This is a genomic window from Priestia sp. HNGD-A6 (assembly GCF_045784335.1).
GTDB classification, from domain to species: domain Bacteria; phylum Bacillota; class Bacilli; order Bacillales; family Bacillaceae_H; genus Priestia; species Priestia zanthoxyli.
In genome coordinates this window covers 2,118,748-2,135,347 of the sequence record NZ_CP138621.1, presented here as the reverse complement: position 1 = coordinate 2,135,347, position 16,600 = coordinate 2,118,748, and the positions used below count along the sequence as shown (strand labels likewise).

Annotated in this window: 17 protein-coding genes; 8 read left to right on the top strand and 9 right to left on the bottom strand. The window is 39.1% G+C overall.

Annotated elements, in window-relative coordinates; all coding sequences use genetic code 11:
• Nucleotides 1-15: 15 nt before the first annotated feature.
• The 3 genes from SCI76_RS10710 to SCI76_RS10700 all read left to right on the top strand — a co-directional run bounded on the left by SCI76_RS10710 (nucleotide 16) and on the right by SCI76_RS10700 (nucleotide 4,446).
• On the top strand, nucleotides 16-1,221 hold the full coding sequence (locus SCI76_RS10710) for an ornithine--oxo-acid transaminase (protein ID WP_028412399.1): 1,206 nt from the start codon (nucleotides 16-18) through the stop codon (nucleotides 1,219-1,221).
• Between the two features lie 103 nt (nucleotides 1,222-1,324).
• Nucleotides 1,325-3,004, top strand: coding sequence for a M20/M25/M40 family metallo-hydrolase (locus SCI76_RS10705; protein ID WP_310884189.1), 1,680 nt, complete (start codon nucleotides 1,325-1,327; stop codon nucleotides 3,002-3,004).
• Nucleotides 3,005-3,027: 23 nt separating this feature from the next.
• Nucleotides 3,028-4,446, top strand: coding sequence for an amino acid permease (locus SCI76_RS10700; protein WP_028412397.1), 1,419 nt, complete (start codon nucleotides 3,028-3,030; stop codon nucleotides 4,444-4,446).
• Nucleotides 4,447-4,473: 27 nt separating this feature from the next.
• Here SCI76_RS10700 and SCI76_RS10695 read toward each other — a convergent pair whose 3' ends face one another.
• The 3 genes from SCI76_RS10695 to SCI76_RS10685 form a co-directional block, all read right to left on the bottom strand.
• Nucleotides 4,474-5,886 carry a sigma-54-dependent Fis family transcriptional regulator gene (locus SCI76_RS10695; protein ID WP_034267719.1) on the bottom strand — a complete coding sequence of 471 codons (1,413 nt, stop codon included), beginning with the start codon at nucleotides 5,884-5,886 and terminating at the stop codon, nucleotides 4,474-4,476.
• A gap of 104 nt (nucleotides 5,887-5,990) precedes the next feature.
• Nucleotides 5,991-6,854 (bottom strand): SDR family oxidoreductase, encoded by an 864-nt coding sequence (locus SCI76_RS10690; RefSeq protein WP_028412395.1) that lies wholly within the window; start codon nucleotides 6,852-6,854, stop codon nucleotides 5,991-5,993.
• Nucleotides 6,855-6,992: 138 nt separating this feature from the next.
• Nucleotides 6,993-7,484: a YajQ family cyclic di-GMP-binding protein gene (locus tag SCI76_RS10685; RefSeq protein ID WP_014461618.1), complete on the bottom strand. Its 492-nt coding sequence runs from the start codon at nucleotides 7,482-7,484 to the stop codon at nucleotides 6,993-6,995.
• Nucleotides 7,485-7,739: 255 nt separating this feature from the next.
• Between SCI76_RS10685 and SCI76_RS10680 the strand changes: the two genes are divergently transcribed.
• Nucleotides 7,740-8,603 carry a S1 RNA-binding domain-containing protein gene (locus SCI76_RS10680; RefSeq protein ID WP_028412394.1) on the top strand — a complete coding sequence of 288 codons (864 nt, stop codon included), beginning with the start codon at nucleotides 7,740-7,742 and terminating at the stop codon, nucleotides 8,601-8,603.
• Between the two features lie 34 nt (nucleotides 8,604-8,637).
• Here the strand turns inward: SCI76_RS10680 and SCI76_RS10675 are convergent, their stop codons facing one another.
• The gene (locus SCI76_RS10675; protein WP_013055378.1) at nucleotides 8,638-8,769 is read right to left on the bottom strand and encodes a DUF3941 domain-containing protein; all 132 of its coding nucleotides are present in this window, start codon (nucleotides 8,767-8,769) and stop codon (nucleotides 8,638-8,640) included.
• A 52-nt stretch (nucleotides 8,770-8,821) separates the two neighbouring features.
• On the bottom strand, nucleotides 8,822-9,682 hold the full coding sequence (locus tag SCI76_RS10670) for a DegV family protein (RefSeq protein WP_028412393.1): 861 nt from the start codon (nucleotides 9,680-9,682) through the stop codon (nucleotides 8,822-8,824).
• 230 nt (nucleotides 9,683-9,912) lie between these two features.
• On the opposite strand from SCI76_RS10670, the gene SCI76_RS10665 reads away from it, so the two are divergent.
• The gene (locus SCI76_RS10665; protein WP_025749916.1) at nucleotides 9,913-10,752 is read left to right on the top strand and encodes a YitT family protein; all 840 of its coding nucleotides are present in this window, start codon (nucleotides 9,913-9,915) and stop codon (nucleotides 10,750-10,752) included.
• Nucleotides 10,753-10,789: 37 nt separating this feature from the next.
• On the opposite strand, the gene SCI76_RS10660 is transcribed toward SCI76_RS10665, so the two are convergent.
• The 3 genes from SCI76_RS10660 to SCI76_RS10650 all read right to left on the bottom strand — a co-directional run bounded on the left by SCI76_RS10660 (nucleotide 10,790) and on the right by SCI76_RS10650 (nucleotide 12,638).
• Nucleotides 10,790-11,551 (bottom strand): DUF3813 family protein, encoded by a 762-nt coding sequence (locus SCI76_RS10660; protein WP_028412392.1) that lies wholly within the window; start codon nucleotides 11,549-11,551, stop codon nucleotides 10,790-10,792.
• A 3-nt stretch (nucleotides 11,552-11,554) separates the two neighbouring features.
• Nucleotides 11,555-11,704, bottom strand: a complete 150-nt coding sequence (locus SCI76_RS10655) for a hypothetical protein (protein ID WP_168760347.1) — start codon at nucleotides 11,702-11,704, stop codon at nucleotides 11,555-11,557.
• Between the two features lie 121 nt (nucleotides 11,705-11,825).
• The gene (locus tag SCI76_RS10650) at nucleotides 11,826-12,638 is read right to left on the bottom strand and encodes a Cof-type HAD-IIB family hydrolase (RefSeq protein ID WP_028412391.1); all 813 of its coding nucleotides are present in this window, start codon (nucleotides 12,636-12,638) and stop codon (nucleotides 11,826-11,828) included.
• A 235-nt stretch (nucleotides 12,639-12,873) separates the two neighbouring features.
• Here SCI76_RS10650 and SCI76_RS10645 point away from each other — a divergent pair, with 235 nt between their 5' ends.
• Nucleotides 12,874-13,182 (top strand): metal-sulfur cluster assembly factor, encoded by a 309-nt coding sequence (locus SCI76_RS10645; RefSeq protein WP_013055384.1) that lies wholly within the window; start codon nucleotides 12,874-12,876, stop codon nucleotides 13,180-13,182.
• A 31-nt stretch (nucleotides 13,183-13,213) separates the two neighbouring features.
• Here the strand turns inward: SCI76_RS10645 and SCI76_RS10640 are convergent, their stop codons facing one another.
• On the bottom strand, nucleotides 13,214-13,912 hold the full coding sequence (locus SCI76_RS10640; protein WP_028412390.1) for a Crp/Fnr family transcriptional regulator: 699 nt from the start codon (nucleotides 13,910-13,912) through the stop codon (nucleotides 13,214-13,216).
• A gap of 352 nt (nucleotides 13,913-14,264) precedes the next feature.
• Here SCI76_RS10640 and argC point away from each other — a divergent pair, with 352 nt between their 5' ends.
• Both argC and argJ read left to right on the top strand, forming a co-directional pair.
• The gene (argC, locus tag SCI76_RS10635; RefSeq protein WP_048021955.1) at nucleotides 14,265-15,308 is read left to right on the top strand and encodes an N-acetyl-gamma-glutamyl-phosphate reductase; all 1,044 of its coding nucleotides are present in this window, start codon (nucleotides 14,265-14,267) and stop codon (nucleotides 15,306-15,308) included.
• A 45-nt stretch (nucleotides 15,309-15,353) separates the two neighbouring features.
• Entirely contained in the window at nucleotides 15,354-16,589 is a 1,236-nt protein-coding gene (gene argJ / locus SCI76_RS10630) for a bifunctional ornithine acetyltransferase/N-acetylglutamate synthase (RefSeq protein ID WP_033578034.1), read from the top strand.
• Nucleotides 16,590-16,600 lie beyond the last annotated feature (11 nt).

Below are 16,600 nucleotides of genomic sequence, written 5' to 3'. Positions count from 1 at the left end.
TAAGGAGGAATAAATATGACAACTGAAACACAAAAAACGGTGAAAATTATTGAGCAAACAGAAAAGTTTGGGGCACATAACTATCATCCGCTGCCGATTGTAATTGAAAAAGCAGAAGGCGTATGGGTACACGATCCAGAAAATAATAAATATATGGATATGCTAAGCGCGTATTCCGCTGTTAACCAAGGACATCGTCATCCGAAAATTATTGAAGCATTAAAACGTCAAGCTGATAAAGTAACGTTAACGTCACGAGCGTTTCATAATGATCAGCTTGGTCCATGGTATGAAAAGATTTGTAAATTAACAAATAAAAATATGGCTCTTCCAATGAATACGGGAGCAGAAGCGGTTGAAACAGCCATTAAAGCTGCACGCCGCTGGGCTTACGATGTGAAAGGTGTTGCTGAAAATCAAGCACAAATCATCGCATGTGTGGGCAACTTCCACGGTCGTACAATGACAGCTGTTTCATTATCATCCGAAGCAGAATATCAACGTGGTTTTGGACCGATGCTTCCAGGGCTTCAAACGATTCCTTACGGTGATTTAGAAGCGTTAAAAGCCGCTATTACACCAAATACGGCCGCATTTTTAATTGAGCCAATTCAAGGCGAAGCAGGTATCGTTTTACCTCCAGAAGGCTTCTTAAAAGCTGCAGCTGACTTATGTAAAGAACATAATGTGTTATTTATTGCGGACGAAATCCAAGTCGGCTTAGCGCGTACAGGCAAAATGTTTGCTTGTGATTGGGAAGGCGTAGAACCAGATATGCTGATTTTAGGTAAAGCGCTTGGAGGAGGAGTTTTCCCTATCTCTTGCGTAGTTGCTAACGAAGACATTTTAAGTGTCTTTAACCCTGGTTCTCATGGTTCAACGTTTGGCGGAAACCCGCTTGCTTGTGCCGTATCATTAGCTGCTTTGGAAGTAATTGAAGACGAGGAACTTCCAGCGCGTTCATTAGAATTAGGTTCTTATTTCAAACAGAAGCTCCAAAGCTTAAGCAATCCAGTTGTGAAAGAAGTGCGCGGCCGCGGTCTATTCATCGGGGTAGAATTACACGAAGAGGCTCGTCCTTATTGTGAAAAATTAAAAGACCAAGGTTTGCTTTGTAAAGAAACGCACAGTACGGTTATTCGTTTTGCTCCGCCGTTAACGATTTCAAAAGAAGAGTTAGACTGGGCAATTGAACGAATTGAAAAAGTATTTGCTGAGTAATCGGTTTAAAATAAATAAAAGTAGTACGATATGTATATATCGTACTACTTTTATTCATATGCAGCTAAATGAAGTTTTTATTTGATAGGCAGGAGGAATAGAAGTGTATACCCAACTCTCACGGCTAAGCATTGAAGAGCAAGTTGAATGTTTAACACAAGCGTTAGTGAAAATCAAAAGTATCAATGGGACAAGCGGCGAAGTAAAGATTGCTGATTTTATTAAAAATACGCTTCAAAGTTTTCCTTATTTCAAAGACAATCCGCTTCACGTCTGGGAACAGAAAATTAATGGCGATACGCTAGGCAGAAAAAATGTATTTGCTTTTATTCAAGGCAGCAAAAAAAATGCTCAAACAATTATTTATCACGCTCACTTAGATACGGTTGGCATTGAAGATTTTGGTTCATTAAAAGATATAGCGTTAGATCCAGAAGCGCTTCAGCGCTATTTCTCTATGCATAACATTAATGAAGATGTACAGCGAGATGCTCAATCAGGTGAATGGATGTTCGGAAGAGGAAGCGTTGATATGCAGAGTGGAATTGCTGTACACTTAGCCAATGTGCTGCATTTTACTAAGCATCCAAATCAATTAGAAGGAAACGTCCTTTTTATGGTCAACCCAGATGAGGAAAGTCAGCATGCTGGAATTATTTCTGCTGTTTCTGAACTGAACCGTTTGAAAAAAGAGAAAAATCTTTCATATGTAGCAGCGATTAATACCGACTTTATTACACCTCTTTACGATGGAGATTCCACGCGCTATATTTATACAGGAGCTGCTGGGAAACTGCTTCCATGTTTTTATATTTACGGAAGGGAGGTACACGTAGGAGATACGCTTGCTGGTATAGATCCTAATTTGATTGCATCTGAGATTACGGGAAGCATCCATAACAATATTAATCTAGCTGAAAATATTGAAGGAGAGCTGGTACTGCCACCTTCCTGTCTGTATCAACGAGATAATAAAGAGGCTTATAATGTGCAAACCGCTGTAAGCAGTCATTTGTATTTTAACTATTTCATCTATGAACGAACGGCAAAAGAAGTGATGAGTCAATTAATTGGATTATCAATCGAAGCATGTGAAAAAGTAGAGAAAAAACTTTCTGATTATTACGAACTTTTTGTTCGAAGAACGAATTTACCAAAGCGAAACTTGTCTTGGAAAGTGGATGTTGTGAGTTTGGAAGATTACCTGGAAGAATTAGATCAAAAAGGAATAAATACTCATGGTTGTATTGAACGAGCTTTCGAACAGTATGCGCATTTAGAACTTAGAACAAGATGCTTTAAAGTAATCGAAGAACTTCAAAAGCTAGATCCGCATCAAAGTCCGCGTGTAATTGTCTTTTTTGCACCGCCTTACTTGCCTCATAATCACTTGAAGAAAGACGAAAGCAGAGATCAGCAGCTTCTTTATACCTTACAAGCGGCGGTGGAGAAGGTTGGAAACCAGACGGGAGAGACGTTTCAATTTAAAAAATTCTTCCCCTATCTAGCGGATGGCAGTTTTTTATCTCTTCACGAGACAGATGAGGAAATTGATGCTTTTACACGTAACTTTCCGGGGTGGGGTATTGCAGGTGCGATTCCTTTCCGTGAAATTCGAGAGTTAAATATTCCGTCCATTAATATGGGGGTATATGGAAAAGACGGCCATAAGTGGACAGAGCGAGTGTACAAGCCTTATTCGTTCGGCGTCCTTCCTAAGCTGATTCAAGAAACAACTCTTCATATATTAAAAAGTGGTCATGCTTGTACAAACACCATATAAGAAAATGAAGAATGGAGGTACCGATGAATAGACATACAGAACAAAACCAATTACAGAGAACAATGAAAAGCAGACATTTATTTATGATTGCGTTAGGAGGCGTGATTGGGACAGGACTATTTTTAGGTTCGGGTTTTACTATTAGCCAGGCAGGCCCTGGAGGAGCCATTCTTGCTTATATAATAGGCGGCTTTCTCATGTACTTAGTTATGCTTTGTTTAGGAGAGCTAGCCGTAGCCATGCCGGTTTCAGGTTCCTTTCAAGAATACGCTACAAGATTTTTAGGACCTTCTACTGGCTTTATGATTGGATGGCTATACTGGTTTAGCTGGGCAAATACGACAGGGCTTGAATTTACGTCAGCAGGAATTTTAATGCAAAGGTGGTTTCCTGATGTACCTGTATGGTCATGGTGCTTAATTTTTGGCGTCATTACGTTTTTAATTAACGCTCTTTCCGCTCGAAGCTATGCTGAAACTGAATTTTGGTTTTCGAGCATTAAAGTTACCGCTATCATTCTATTTATTTTAATTGGAGGAGCTGCTGTTTTTGGTTTTATCGACTTTAAAGGAGGAGAATCCGCACCGTTTCTTTCGCATTTTACCCAAGGCGCAGGTCTTTTTCCAAATGGGATACTGGCAGTTCTATTAACTTTAGTAACGGTTAACTTTTCGTTTCAAGGAACGGAGCTTGTCGGCATTGCAGCAGGAGAAAGTGAAAGCCCTGAGAAAACGTTGCCGAGATCCATTCGAAACGTCATTTGGAGAACGCTGTTTTTCTTTGTGTTAGCTATGTTTGTGTTAGTCTCTATTCTTCCATATAAAACAGCGGGAGTTATTGAAAGTCCGTTTGTGGCTGTATTAGATCAAATTGGCATTCCATATGCAGCGGATATCATGAACTTTGTCATTTTAACAGCTGTGTTATCCGTGGCGAACTCCGGGGTCTACGCTGCTTCTCGTATGCTTTGGTCACTGTCAAACAATAATATGGGACCAAAACCTTTGAAGAAGTTGTCTTCAAAAGGTGTTCCAATTAACGCATTAATTGTAACGATGATTATTTCAGGGTGCTCGCTGATTACAAGCGTCGTGGCTGCCGAAACCGTATATCTTTGGTTTATTTCGATTTCAGGAATGGTGACCATTATTGTTTGGATGTCCATTTGTGCCTCTCAATTTATGTTCCGCCGTCGTTTTTTAGCGGAAGGAGGAGACGTAAAGGAGCTTAAATTTAAAACGCCGCTTTATCCGTTTGTGCCTATTCTAGGTTTTTGTTTGTATGGACTTGTATTAATCAGCTTAATTTTTATCCCAGATCAACGAATTGGTCTTTACTGCGGGGTTCCTTTAATTGTTGTACTCTACGTGTATTATCACATAGGAATCAAGAAAAATATTAATCAAAAACAATCGGATTCACCGGTTTATAAAGCAAAATAAAAAAGAAGTGCACAGTGCACTTCTTTTTTATTTAGATCGGATGCTTAATCGTTTCATACGATACTGCAAGCTTTGTCTAGTCAGCCCTAGTATCTTAGCGCTTTTTGAGATGTTGTGGTTGTGTTGTTCAAGCGTTTGTTTAATACATTCTGCTTCAAACGCTAACAGCTGTTCCTTTAAAGGAAGAGGAGGGTGAAAAGCGCTTGGATAAGAGGGTGCTTCACCGCTTGTTTTATCTTCAAAATGTTCATGCTGCTTTAGCTGGAACTTTGTTCTGTATTGAAAAGGAAGGTGAGAATAGTGAATAACATCTTCATCCATCACCAAGTTCATTGCACCTTCAATAATGTGTTCTAATTCCCGTACGTTTCCTGGCCAGTCATAAGAGAGAAAAGAAGACATGACTTGGTGATCTACGGTTTTTACATTCATCTGAAACAAATCATTGTATTTTTTGATGAAAAACTTTGTTAATTCAATAATATCTTCTTTTCGTTCACGAAGAGGAGGAATAAAAAGCGTCACGACGCCAAGTCGATAATATAAGTCTTTACGTAATCGATTTTCTGCAATCGCATCGATTGGGTCTTCATTCATGTTCGCGATGACTCGAACGTTCACCGGTTTGTCTACTGTATCCCCAATTCTTCGTACGGTTTTTTCTTGCAGTACTCGAAGAAGCTTAGCCTGCAGATTTGGATTCAACGAGTTGATTTCATCTAGCAGTAATGTGCCTCCTTGCGCTTGTTCGAAAAGACCAGGATTATCCATTGCACCTGTAAAAGCTCCGCGTTTCGTACCGAACAAAAGGCTTTCAATTAAATTATCCGGTAGCGCAGCGCAGTTTTGTGAAATAAAAGGAGCGGAAGAGCGGCTGCTGCCATTATGTATGCTTTGGGCAAACAGTTCTTTCCCCGTGCCTGTTTCTCCAATAATTAAGACATAAGAAGGAGTTCTAGTGGCGCGCTTAGCGTCTTCAATAACATCGTGAACGGCTTGACTGCTTCCGATGATGCTATCAAACGTAAAGCGTGTGTTTCCTTTTTGCCTAATGTTTTGCCGGATTAGACGCTCTAGTTTCGTCACGTCTTGAGCAATTTCAACCGCTCCTTGAATGGCCCCGTTTTTTAAAATAGGGAAGGTATTATTAATCGTCGTGATTTCTTGTCCTTGATTGTTGAAGTACGTTTGCTTGACGTTAACCGTTTCTTTTCCTTTTTGCAGCGCCTGTACAAGCGTGCTTTGCTGATTTTCTTTGAACATAAATACATCTAACAAGTTTTTATGTAAAACGTCTTGTTCATCCATCAGCTCCATCTTTGTCATCTTTTCATTGTAAATAATGGTTTTTCCTGTTTCGTCGACCGCATGGATACCGGCATCGACTTTATTTAAAATGGTTTCATATATATGTTTAAGAGTGCTTAATGTATCGGTCATTCAAATACTCTCCTTTAGCGGTGTTCATATCTCTATTTAAACAAAAATAGCTGAATTCTGATAGTGTTTCCATAGAAAAATAAATGAATGACCGAAGAGAAATGTTATCCGTTTACAATGGATCCTCCATTAATGTGAAGGACTTGCCCGGACATATAAGAAGAATCAGAGCTTGCCAAATATACATAGGCCGCTCCGAGCTCAGAAGGCTGTCCTGCTCGTTTCATAGGTGTGTTAGACCCAAATGTTGCAACTTGCTGTTCGTCGAACGTAGACGGAATAAGAGGTGTCCAAATAGGTCCTGGAGCTACGCCGTTTACGCGAATGCCTTTTGTTGCGAGTGAAGCTGACAAAGAACGTGTGAAAGCCACGATAGCACCCTTGGTTGAAGAGTAATCAATTAATTGGTCATGCCCATGATAAGCTGTCACAGAAGTTGTGTTAATAATCGCGCTTCCTTGTTTTAAATGAGGCAATGCAGCTTTGGTTAAATGAAAAATTGAAAAAATATTCGTTTGAAACGTACGGGTAAGCTGTTCAGTGGTGATATCCGTAATGCTTTTTTGAGGATGCTGTTCAGCTGCATTATTGACTAAAATGTCTATTTTTCCGAAAGTCTGAATGGCCTTTGAGACGACTTCTTGACAAAAATGCTCATCTCCTATGTCACCAGCAAGCAACAAACAAGAAGCCCCCATTCGTTCAACTTGTTTTTTAGTTTCATTTGCATCATCATGTTCATTCAGATAGGTTACGACAACATTTGCGCCTTCTTTCGCGTAATGATAAGCGACAGAACGTCCAATTCCGCTGTCTCCTCCGGTGATAACGGCTACTTTATTCTGTAATTTTCCGCTTGCCTTATAGTCTGGAGCGATAGAGGTAGGGACTGGATGCATATCTTTCTCAATACCTGGCTGAGTTTGCTGATGCTGAGGAGGGAAGTTTTGTTTTTGATTTTGATTCATTAGTATACACTCCTTAATTAATATGAGTATGTAAGCGTATACTAGTATTTGTTAAGAGAGTGTATCTATGCATAGGGATAAGCCTAAACGGATAAAAAAGGCTTTAAAAGAAAAAATGAATGCCGGGGGCATCCATTTTTAGCGGTAATTAATAAATTGTACGTCAATAGGTAAATCAGCGCTGCGAATAGCTGAAATAATTTGCTGCAGGTCATCACGATTTTTACCGCTTACGCGAAGCTGATCATCTTGAATTTGGCTTTTTACTTTTAAACCGGTATTTTTAATAATTGTATTTAGCTTTTTAGCGTTGTCTTTGTCGATACCTTGAATTAACTTAGCGCGCTGTCTAACCGTTCCTCCAGAAGCATTTTCGATTTTACCGTAGGAGATATTGCGTGTAGGTACGCCGCGTTTGATGAGCTTAGAAATCAGTACGTCTTTTAACTGTTCAAGCTTAAATTCATCATCAGAAATAAGAACAAGCTCTTCGTTTTCGAGCGAGATTTCGCTTTTACTGCCTTTAAAATCATAGCGGGTTTTAATTTCCTTTGTTGCCATGGTAATGCCGTTTGTTACCTCTGATAAATCAACTTGTGACACAACGTCAAATGAACTATCTTTAGCCATAATAACCTCCATATGTAAAGAGTTTGTTCTTTTATTATAAATAAAACACAAACTGTATACAACTGATATTGAATAGAGAGCCGGTAATTGATACAATACAAGTTATGCTTTTTGTTGTAAGCTATAGAAGCAGCTTTTTTAAACAATGCATGCATTTTAGTTGATTTGAAATTTGAAATGCTGTTTGATGCAAAGTGAGAAGGTATGTGGTGAAGAAACAATCACTACTAATTTATATAAAGGATGGATAGAACGATGAATGTAGAAGCTGGGATGAAAGCGTATTTAACAGTAAACCGGGAAACGCCGATTGGTTATATGTTAGCAGAAGGTGAAGAAGAAATTTTGCTACATAAAAATGAAACAACAAGAGAACTTGCTGAAGGAGAAGAAGTAGAAGTTTTTCTATACCTTGATCAGCACGACCGCTTAACGGCAACGATGCACTTACCTCTTGTTGAAGAAGGTGTCTATGAGTGGGTTGAAGTCGTAGATGTTAATCCGGGTTTAGGCGTGTTTGTAAATATCGGCATGAACAAAGATATGTTAATTGGTTCAACAGATTTACCTGCGCTAGAAGAGCTGTGGCCAGAAGTTGGAAACAAAGTTTACTGTACGATGAAGATTTCAAAGCGCGGTAAAATGTACGGGAAAATTGCTACAGACGATGTGATGAAAGCAATGGCCTTAGATGCTCCACCTGAACTTTTTAATCGTGAAGTGAGCGGATATATCTACCGTGTCCTGCGCGTAGGTTCATTTATTATGACAGATGAAGGATATGTTGGATTTATTCACGAAAGCGAGAGACGTAAAGAACCGAAGCTTGGTACGCATGTAACTGGCCGCGTCATTAATGTAAAAGAAGATGGAACGCTAAACGTATCGCTTCTTCCGCGCAAACAAGAAAGCATGGATGAAGATGCACAAGTACTATACGATTACATGGAAAGCCGCGGTGGCGTTATGCCATTTTGGGATAAAAGCTATCCAGAAGATATTCGTGAGCGCTTTAATATGAGTAAAGCTGCGTTCAAACGTGCGCTTGGTAAATTGATGAAAGAAGGAAAAGTTTATCAAGAAGAAGGATGGACATATTTTAAAAAAGAAGAAAACTAAAAGGAGAAGCCGCTGAAAATTCAGCGGCTTCTTTTTATAAGTGATCAGTTTTTTTAGAAAATGAATGTTTTCCAAGCTCACGGTTGTGCTTAGCTTGCAGATTCTTTTCGTGAAGCTTTGCGTTATTATCTTTTGCTTTTTTATCGTTATCGCTCGTTTTTGGCATTGTGATACACCCCTTTTTGATCGTACCTTTAGAATGCCCTGACCTCTTTAAATTATTCGATGGTTTCGTTCAAAAAGAAGACTGCAATCGTCCCTGGGCCAGAATGAGAACCTATGGCTGCACCAATAATATTAATAATAAAATGTTTGGTGCCAAAACGTTCTTGGATCATCTCTTTCAGCTGAAGAGCTGTTTCTAAATCATCTCCATGGCTAATTCCAATGGTTTGAGAAGAGAGATTTTTTCCTCGCTCTTCCATCACGTCAAGCATGCGTTTAAATACTTTTTTACGGCCGCGGATTTTTTCGATTGGAATCAATTTTCCATCTTCCACATGAAGCAGCGGCTTAATATTAAGCAGACCTCCTACAAAAGCAGAAGCTTTGCTCACGCGGCCTCCTTGAGCAAGAAAATCCAAGTCATCAACCGTAAAAATATGCTCCATATGCAGAGCGTATTGCTTTATTTTTTCTGTCATTTCTACTAGCGAGAGGTTTTGGTGTAATAATTGTGCTGCATAATAAGTAACTACTCCCTGGCCAAGAGATGCACATTTCGTATCGATTATTTCTAATTGGAAATCGGGATACTTTTCTAGGAGTTCTTCTCGAATCATCATTGCTGTTTGATATGTACCGGACAATTCCGAAGAAAAAGCTAAATAAATGCACGAATCACCTGATTTAGCTATGTTCTCAAAGACTTCATACATAGTAGTTGGAGCCGCTTGAGACGTTTTCGGCATCTTGCCTTTACGGATGGCTTCGTAGACAGAAGCTGGTTCAATCGTTTGTAGATCTAAAAATTCTTGATTATCCAAGCTTACGCGAAGCGGTAAAAAGCCAACGTTATTTTCTTGAAAAAAGGATAAAGGCAAATCGCTTGCACTATCGGTTAAAAGTTTAATTGACATAAATGTCACCTTCCTAATTGCATTTATAAACATTGAAAAGCGTTATATACGACATAGTATTAGTGTATAAGCACTTGGAGGAAAATACAATTTTTGAATAAGTTTTTTTAATTCTGCCAAATCGTACATACTATATGTACTAACTATTTTAAAGATGCTGACTTTATTCATTTTATAAATGGGTATAAGGAAGTAAGAAGTTTTAAAAAGCGGAGGTCGGTCATTTGAATATGTGGCTTGAAACAAAAAAAGCGATAGTCGTCTTAGTAGGAGCATTATTGAATGCGCTTGCGCTCAACTTGTTTTTGATACCTGCTAATGTATATTCGAGCGGCTTTACGGGAGTAGCACAGCTTGTTTCGAGTATCGTGACAGATTACACTCCTTTTACTATTTCCACTGGAGTGCTGCTGTTGTTGTTAAATATTCCTGTAACTATTTTAGGGTGGAAAAAAGTGGGGAAGTCATTTACTGTTTACAGTTTTATCAGCGTTGCTGCAACAACTTTGTTTCTTGGAATTATTCCTATTCAAGCACTTTCTAAGGACATCATCCTTAATGCAGTTTTTGGAGGCGTTATTTTAGCGGTAGGGGTAGGAATTACTTTAAAATTTGGAGCTTCAACTGGTGGGCTCGATATCATTGCCCTGATTTTGTCCCGAGTAAAAGACCGACCAATTGGCACTTATATGTTCATATTAAATGCAATTATTATCGTGCTAGCAGGTCTTTTATATGGTGCTGAGAAGTCACTTTATACTCTTGTGACGCTTTATACGACCACTCGCGTCATTGATGTTATTCATACGCGTCATGTCAAACTCACGGCGATGATCGTAACGAAAAAAGGAGTGGAGCTAAGAAAGGCGATTCATGCCAAACTCGTGCGAGGGATTACGGCGGTACCGGCTAAAGGAGGCTTCACAAACGAAGATAAAGAAATGCTAATGATTGTTTTAACTAGGTATGAATTATTTGACTTGGAACGAGTAATTAAAGAGGTGGATCCTAAGGCATTTACTAATATAGTTCAAACAACGGGAATCTTTGGTTTGTTTCGCAAAGATTAAAAAGAGTCCAGGTATTCATTACCTGGACTCTTTTTTATTAATGTGTGCCTTTTAAGTCATTAGAAAGTTCTTGAAGCTGAGCTTGTTCTTCAGGAGAAGCATTTTGCTGCGCATGAGACAGCATATCAGCTGCAATGTTTTCATCAGAAGCTGCAGACGTATGAGCCTGAGACGTTTGATGATTTTGACCAGCAGCTCCCAATGTATTCTGAAGCTGTTGAAGCTGAGCTTGTTCTTCAGGAGAAGCGCTTTGCTGTGCATGAGACAGCATATCAGCTGCCACGTTTTCACTAGACGTGTGAGCTTCACCGTGAGCGTGAGACTGACCGCCTTCTAAAGTGCTTTGAAGCTGTTCAAGCTGGCTCTTTTCTTCAGGAGAAGCATTTTGCTGTGCATGAGACAATATATCAGCTGCCACGCTTTCACTGGACGTGTGAGCTTCACCATGAGCGTGAGACTGACCGCCTTCTAAAGTGCTTTGAAGCTGTTCAAGCTGTGCCTTCTCTTCGGAAGAAGCATTCTGAACGATATGAGACAGCGTATCGGACGTAATGTCTGCGCTTTTCTCTTTTGAATGTGATTCTCCATCTGTATCATACGCTTGATGCAATGAGTTTTGGAATTGCTTCAGCTGCTCTTGCTCCTCAGGAGAAGCGTTAGAAGCAATACTATTTAATACGCCTTCTGAAATATCAAGTTCACCGTTGCCGTGCTTTTGACGATGAAGCTGATCTTCTGAATGACCGGATACTGCGTTTCGAATCGCATCTTTTACTTGACCAAAAAGTGAATTTTTCATAAGTTACTGTCCTCCATGAGGAGTTTGGCGCTGGTGAGCTTGAAATACTTCTGCCTCCGCCATAGTCATATGATAAGGAATTCGTTCATCATGTTTTTGAACTGCGTCTGCACCTTGTTTCACAAAACGTTTTGATCGATTGCCTCTGCCCATCATAAATTCCTCCTCGTAATATAAATAAAACCGACACCTTAAGAAGTGTCGGTTATAGTGTGTGCTAAATAAAAAAAATGATAGCGATAAAAATTTACCTTGCTTTTCAAAAAAAGCTAAGTTATAAATTTAACGTTTTTTCCAAATAATAAGCAATACCATCATTTTCATTCGATTTTGTTACTTCACGCGCTAGTTGCTTTAATTCGCTAATACCATTTTCCATGGCGATACCGTGTCCTGCAAATTTAATCATTTCAAAATCATTGTCTTCATCTCCAAATGCAATAATTCGTTCGCGAGGAATTTGATAATGATTAGCTACGCGCTCAAGACCTACAGCTTTATTAAGTCCTTTTTTTACAATTTCAACGACATGCCAAGGTGCTCCCCAGCGTCTATGTTCTAGTACTTCTGCATGAACATCTGAAAGGTGAGAGCGTATATCTTGTACATGTTCTTCATCTGCGTGAATTAAAATAGACGTTGGATCGTGCTGCAGCGTATGACGCAAATCACCCGTTTGTAATTTAGGATCCCCTAGGCTGAGTACATCCATTAATTTTCGATCTTCAAAATGAAGATACACATCATCTTGTACTTCTGCCATGATATTGTTGATGCGATAGTCTTGCATAGCTGTCACAATGTCATGAACAGTTCGGCGATTTAAAGGTTCGTGATGCGTGCCAAAATCAGGCTGAAGGGGATGATGGACAAGCGCTCCGTTAAAGTTTACGATAGGCGTGGATAAATCTAATTCGCTGTAATACATAGCACTGGAACGATAAGGTCTTCCAGTTGCAATCATTACAATATGTCCGTCTTGTTTGGCTTTTTCTAACACCCGTTTTGTTTTAGGTGAAATGGTTTTTTCATTCGTTAACAATGTTCCATCCAGATCTAAGGCGATTAAGTGTTGATCGTTTCTCATATAGGGCTCCTTTTAAATTGAAGTAGTTATACGATTATATTGAATTCTACTAGTATTCATGCTTGTATTCCCATATTTTACACAACTTTTCCTTATGAGCAAAGCAGAACGATTGACATGCAAAAGTTGTCTTGTTACGGTGTAAGACATAGTTATTGATTGCTTACGATAAATTGTTTAAGGGTATATTTAATACGTGAAGATAATTACGGAAGTAAAAGAAAGGAGAATGAATATGGATAAACAGTTAGAAGATAAAATCATGGAATCACTAGAAGAAGTAATTGATCCAGAGCTTGGCGTTGATATCGTAAATTTAGGCTTAGTTTACGGGGTGGAAATGGAAGAAAACAACACGGTTATCGTGACGATGACGTTAACTTCTATTGGCTGCCCGCTAGCGGGTGTGATTGGCGAACAAGTGAAAAAACAATTAATTTCTCTTGAAGAAGTAGAAAATGTAGAAGTGAATATCACATTTAACCCGCCATGGGATAAAGATCGCATGACGCGCTACGCTAAAATTGCATTAGGTGTTCAATAAGAAAAAAAGCCATCAACGATGGCTTTTTTTCTTATTCAATTCTGCACAATTCCACAGGGCAGTCTTCACAGTCTATTTCTTTCTTTAAAAAAGAGAGCTTATGAATGATAATTTTTCCATCTGTCATTGAGATTACTTCATTTTTTCGCAACTCAGCGAGCATACGATTGACCACTTCTCGGGATGTCCCGCATAGATTAGCGATCTCTTGATTTGTCAACGTTACGTTTAATAAAATACCATTTGGCTTCATTATCCCAAAACTATTGGACATGCGAATCAGAGTAGAATAGAGAGCCCCTTTTTTTCCATTTAGAATTAAGTCTCTAAACTTTGTCTGCATTCGCTTAATTTGAAGTCCCATCCACTTCATGTACTCCATGGAAAGAGCAGGGTATTGTGCTAGTTCGTTTTCTAACACCCGTTTTTGAATGCTGATCGCTGTACAAGGTTCAATGGCTTTTGCTTGAAGCATATGGGGAGTAGATCCGCAAAACAACATAACTTCCCCGATTAAGTCTCCTGAACTTGCCAGCTGAAGCGTCAGTTCGCGTCCTTCCGGCGTCACTTTACTTACTTGTACAGCTCCAGAAGTAATAAAAAATAAATGAGTTGAAGGTGAACCTTCTTGAAAGAGAAAGTCACCTTTTTTAAACGAAATTTTATGATCAAAGTCCATAAAAAATTGCTGCAGCTCATTTGAAAAAGAATCCGTTGTGATGTTCATCATGTTATCACCTTTTACTCAAAATTTTTGCGACTGTTACTTATTAATCTATTAAGTTAGAACAGTCTGTATATCCTGTACGTCCACTAGCCGTATGAAGAAATGTCATACGGATGATTTTTATCGATACTCTTATTATACACAAAAACAACCAGTGTTTTCCAAAACTATCTGTGAACAATTTCTAAACAAAAATAGAAAGATAGTTATAAAAATAAAAACTTATGAATAAATAAAAATGTTTAAAAATATAGAATAAAGTGTTGGTTTTTTTAAATATTCATTTGATTTTATTTTTATACGGTATTATAATGATAAATAATTCAAATAGATACGTGGAAAAAGGAGTTTTAAAATGAAAGAATACAAGGTAGGAATTGTTGGAGCAACAGGGTATGGAGGAGTAGAACTAATTCGTTTGTTAGCGAATCACCCGCATTTTCATGTTTATGCAGTTTATTCATCCTCTCAGGATGGGATGGAACTAGCAGAAGTTTATCCTCACCTTTCTAATACTGTATATACACTGCAAGATATAAACCCTAAGAACATGGCCAAAGAATTAGACTTAGTGTTTACAGCAACTCCGTCCGGTGTTTCTAGCAAACTTGTACCTCAATTAATAGAAGAAGGAATAAAAGTGGTAGATCTATCTGGAGATTTTAGATTAAAAACAGAAGCTCTTTATGAAAAGTGGTACAAAAAGCCTGCTGCAGCCGAAGCGTTTTTACAACAGTCCGTGTATGGGTTAGCGGAATGGTTTGCAGAAGAAGTTGAAAGCAGTACGTTCGTTGCGAACCCGGGTTGTTATCCAACAGCTACACTGCTTGGGCTAGCTCCTCTCGTTAGTAAACAAATGGTGAAATCAAACTCTATTATCATTGATGCAAAGTCCGGAATTTCAGGAGCAGGACGTGGTCTTTCGCAAATGGTTCATTATGCTGAAATCAATGAAAATATGAAAATATACAAAGTTAATCAGCATCAGCATATCCCAGAAATTGAATCTATTTTAGAAAAGTGGGATGAGGAAATTGGCCATGTTACGTTCAGTACGCACTTAGTTCCAATGACGCGAGGGATTATGAGTACGATATACGCTGAACTTTCTGAAGAGAGCTCAGTACAAGAGCTTCATCAGCTATATGTAGATACATATCAAAACTCCCCGTTCGTTCGCGTTCGAAAAGCTGGTGAATTTCCGTCTACTAAAGAAGTAAGTGCATCAAATTATTGCGATATTGGTATTGCATTTGACGAACGAACAAAGCGTGTCACGATTGTTTCTGTCATTGATAACTTAGTTAAAGGGGCAGCCGGTCAGGCCATTCAAAATGCCAATATCATGATGGGATTTGAACAGCAAACGGGTATTGGACTACTGCCTGTCTTCCCATAAAAGCACAGCATCACTAATCACGATAAAAGCAGGAGGGAACGTATAGTGATTACGGTTAAACAAACGAAAGAAAAGATAAAGAAAATAGAGAACGGTACAATTGTAACGCCGCTAGGTTTTTCAGCAGATGGCGTTCACGCTGGTTTACGTTATGCTAAAAAAGATTTAGGAGTTATTGTAAGTGATGTGCCAGCTAATTGCGCAGCTGTTTACACGCTTAATGCTTTCCAAGCAGCGCCTTTAGCTGTTACAAAAGAAAGTGTAGCAGTAGAGCAGAAGCTGCAAGCGATCGTTGTGAACAGCGCATGTGCAAATGCATGTACTGGAGAACAAGGATTAAAAGATGCATACCAAATGCGAAATACATGTGCAGAAAAGCTTAATATTCTACCTCATCATGTAGCGGTAGCTTCTACAGGGGTAATTGGAGAGCTTCTAGATATGGAAAAAATCGTGAAGGGAATTGGGTTATTAAGTCCTTCGTCGAACAAAGAAAAAGCAGAAGAATTTCAAACGGCTATTTTAACAACAGATACCGTAATGAAGTCAGCTTGCTATCAAACAGCCATTGACGGCAAAACGGTTACGATTGGCGGCACAGCGAAAGGATCAGGTATGATTCACCCGAATATGGCTACGATGCTTAGCTTTATCACAACGGATGCTAAGGTTGAAGCTTCAGTACTACAAGATGCGCTGGGTTCTATTACAAATAAAAGCTTTAATCAAATTACAGTAGACGGTGATACGTCTACGAATGATATGGTTGTTGTTTTAGCAAATGGAAAAGCTGATCACCAGTCGCTTACACCAGATCATCCTGAATGGACGTCATTTTATGAAGCACTGCGCTTGACGTGTGAAGATTTAGCCAAACAAATTGCACGCGACGGTGAAGGAGCAACAAAACTAATTGAAGTAAACGTATCTGGTGCTCATACAAACGAAGAGGCAAATGTGATTGCTAAACAAATTGTAGGCTCGAACTTAGTGAAAACGGCCATGTATGGAGCCGATGCCAATTGGGGACGAATTATTTGTTCAGTTGGCTACAGCGGCGTAGCGCTTAATCCAGAAGCAGTGAACGTTTCGTTAGGTGATATCCAAATGCTAAAAAACAGCCAGCCTGTTTCATTTAGTGAAGAAGAAGCAAAAGCTTATTTAGAAAATGATACGGTTGAAGTCTATGTTGACTTGCAGCAGGGAAATGGAATTGGCAAGGCGTGGGGCTGCGATTTGACTTACGATTATGTGAAAATCAACGCCAGTTATCGAACGTAAGGAGAGAGTGA

Bases quoted from the DNA above. Each gene is read 5' to 3' on its own strand.
- SCI76_RS10655 (WP_168760347.1), bottom strand. From the start codon at position 11,704: ATGGGCAGAGGCAATCGATCAAAACGTTTTGTGAAACAAGGTGCAGAC.
- SCI76_RS10695 (WP_034267719.1), bottom strand. From the start codon at position 5,886: ATGACCGATACATTAAGCACTCTTAAACATATATATGAAACCATTTTA.
- SCI76_RS10660 (WP_028412392.1), bottom strand. From the start codon at position 11,551: ATGAAAAATTCACTTTTTGGTCAAGTAAAAGATGCGATTCGAAACGCA.
- SCI76_RS10680 (WP_028412394.1), top strand. From the start codon at position 7,740: ATGAATGTAGAAGCTGGGATGAAAGCGTATTTAACAGTAAACCGGGAA.
- argC (WP_048021955.1), top strand. From the start codon at position 14,265: ATGAAAGAATACAAGGTAGGAATTGTTGGAGCAACAGGGTATGGAGGA.
- SCI76_RS10690 (WP_028412395.1), bottom strand. From the start codon at position 6,854: ATGAATCAAAATCAAAAACAAAACTTCCCTCCTCAGCATCAGCAAACT.
- SCI76_RS10665 (WP_025749916.1), top strand. From the start codon at position 9,913: ATGTGGCTTGAAACAAAAAAAGCGATAGTCGTCTTAGTAGGAGCATTA.
- SCI76_RS10640 (WP_028412390.1), bottom strand. From the start codon at position 13,912: ATGATGAACATCACAACGGATTCTTTTTCAAATGAGCTGCAGCAATTT.
- SCI76_RS10700 (WP_028412397.1), top strand. From the start codon at position 3,028: ATGAATAGACATACAGAACAAAACCAATTACAGAGAACAATGAAAAGC.
- SCI76_RS10685 (WP_014461618.1), bottom strand. From the start codon at position 7,484: ATGGCTAAAGATAGTTCATTTGACGTTGTGTCACAAGTTGATTTATCA.
- SCI76_RS10650 (WP_028412391.1), bottom strand. From the start codon at position 12,638: ATGAGAAACGATCAACACTTAATCGCCTTAGATCTGGATGGAACATTG.
- SCI76_RS10645 (WP_013055384.1), top strand. From the start codon at position 12,874: ATGGATAAACAGTTAGAAGATAAAATCATGGAATCACTAGAAGAAGTA.
- SCI76_RS10675 (WP_013055378.1), bottom strand. From the start codon at position 8,769: ATGCCAAAAACGAGCGATAACGATAAAAAAGCAAAAGATAATAACGCA.
- SCI76_RS10670 (WP_028412393.1), bottom strand. From the start codon at position 9,682: ATGTCAATTAAACTTTTAACCGATAGTGCAAGCGATTTGCCTTTATCC.
- SCI76_RS10710 (WP_028412399.1), top strand. From the start codon at position 16: ATGACAACTGAAACACAAAAAACGGTGAAAATTATTGAGCAAACAGAA.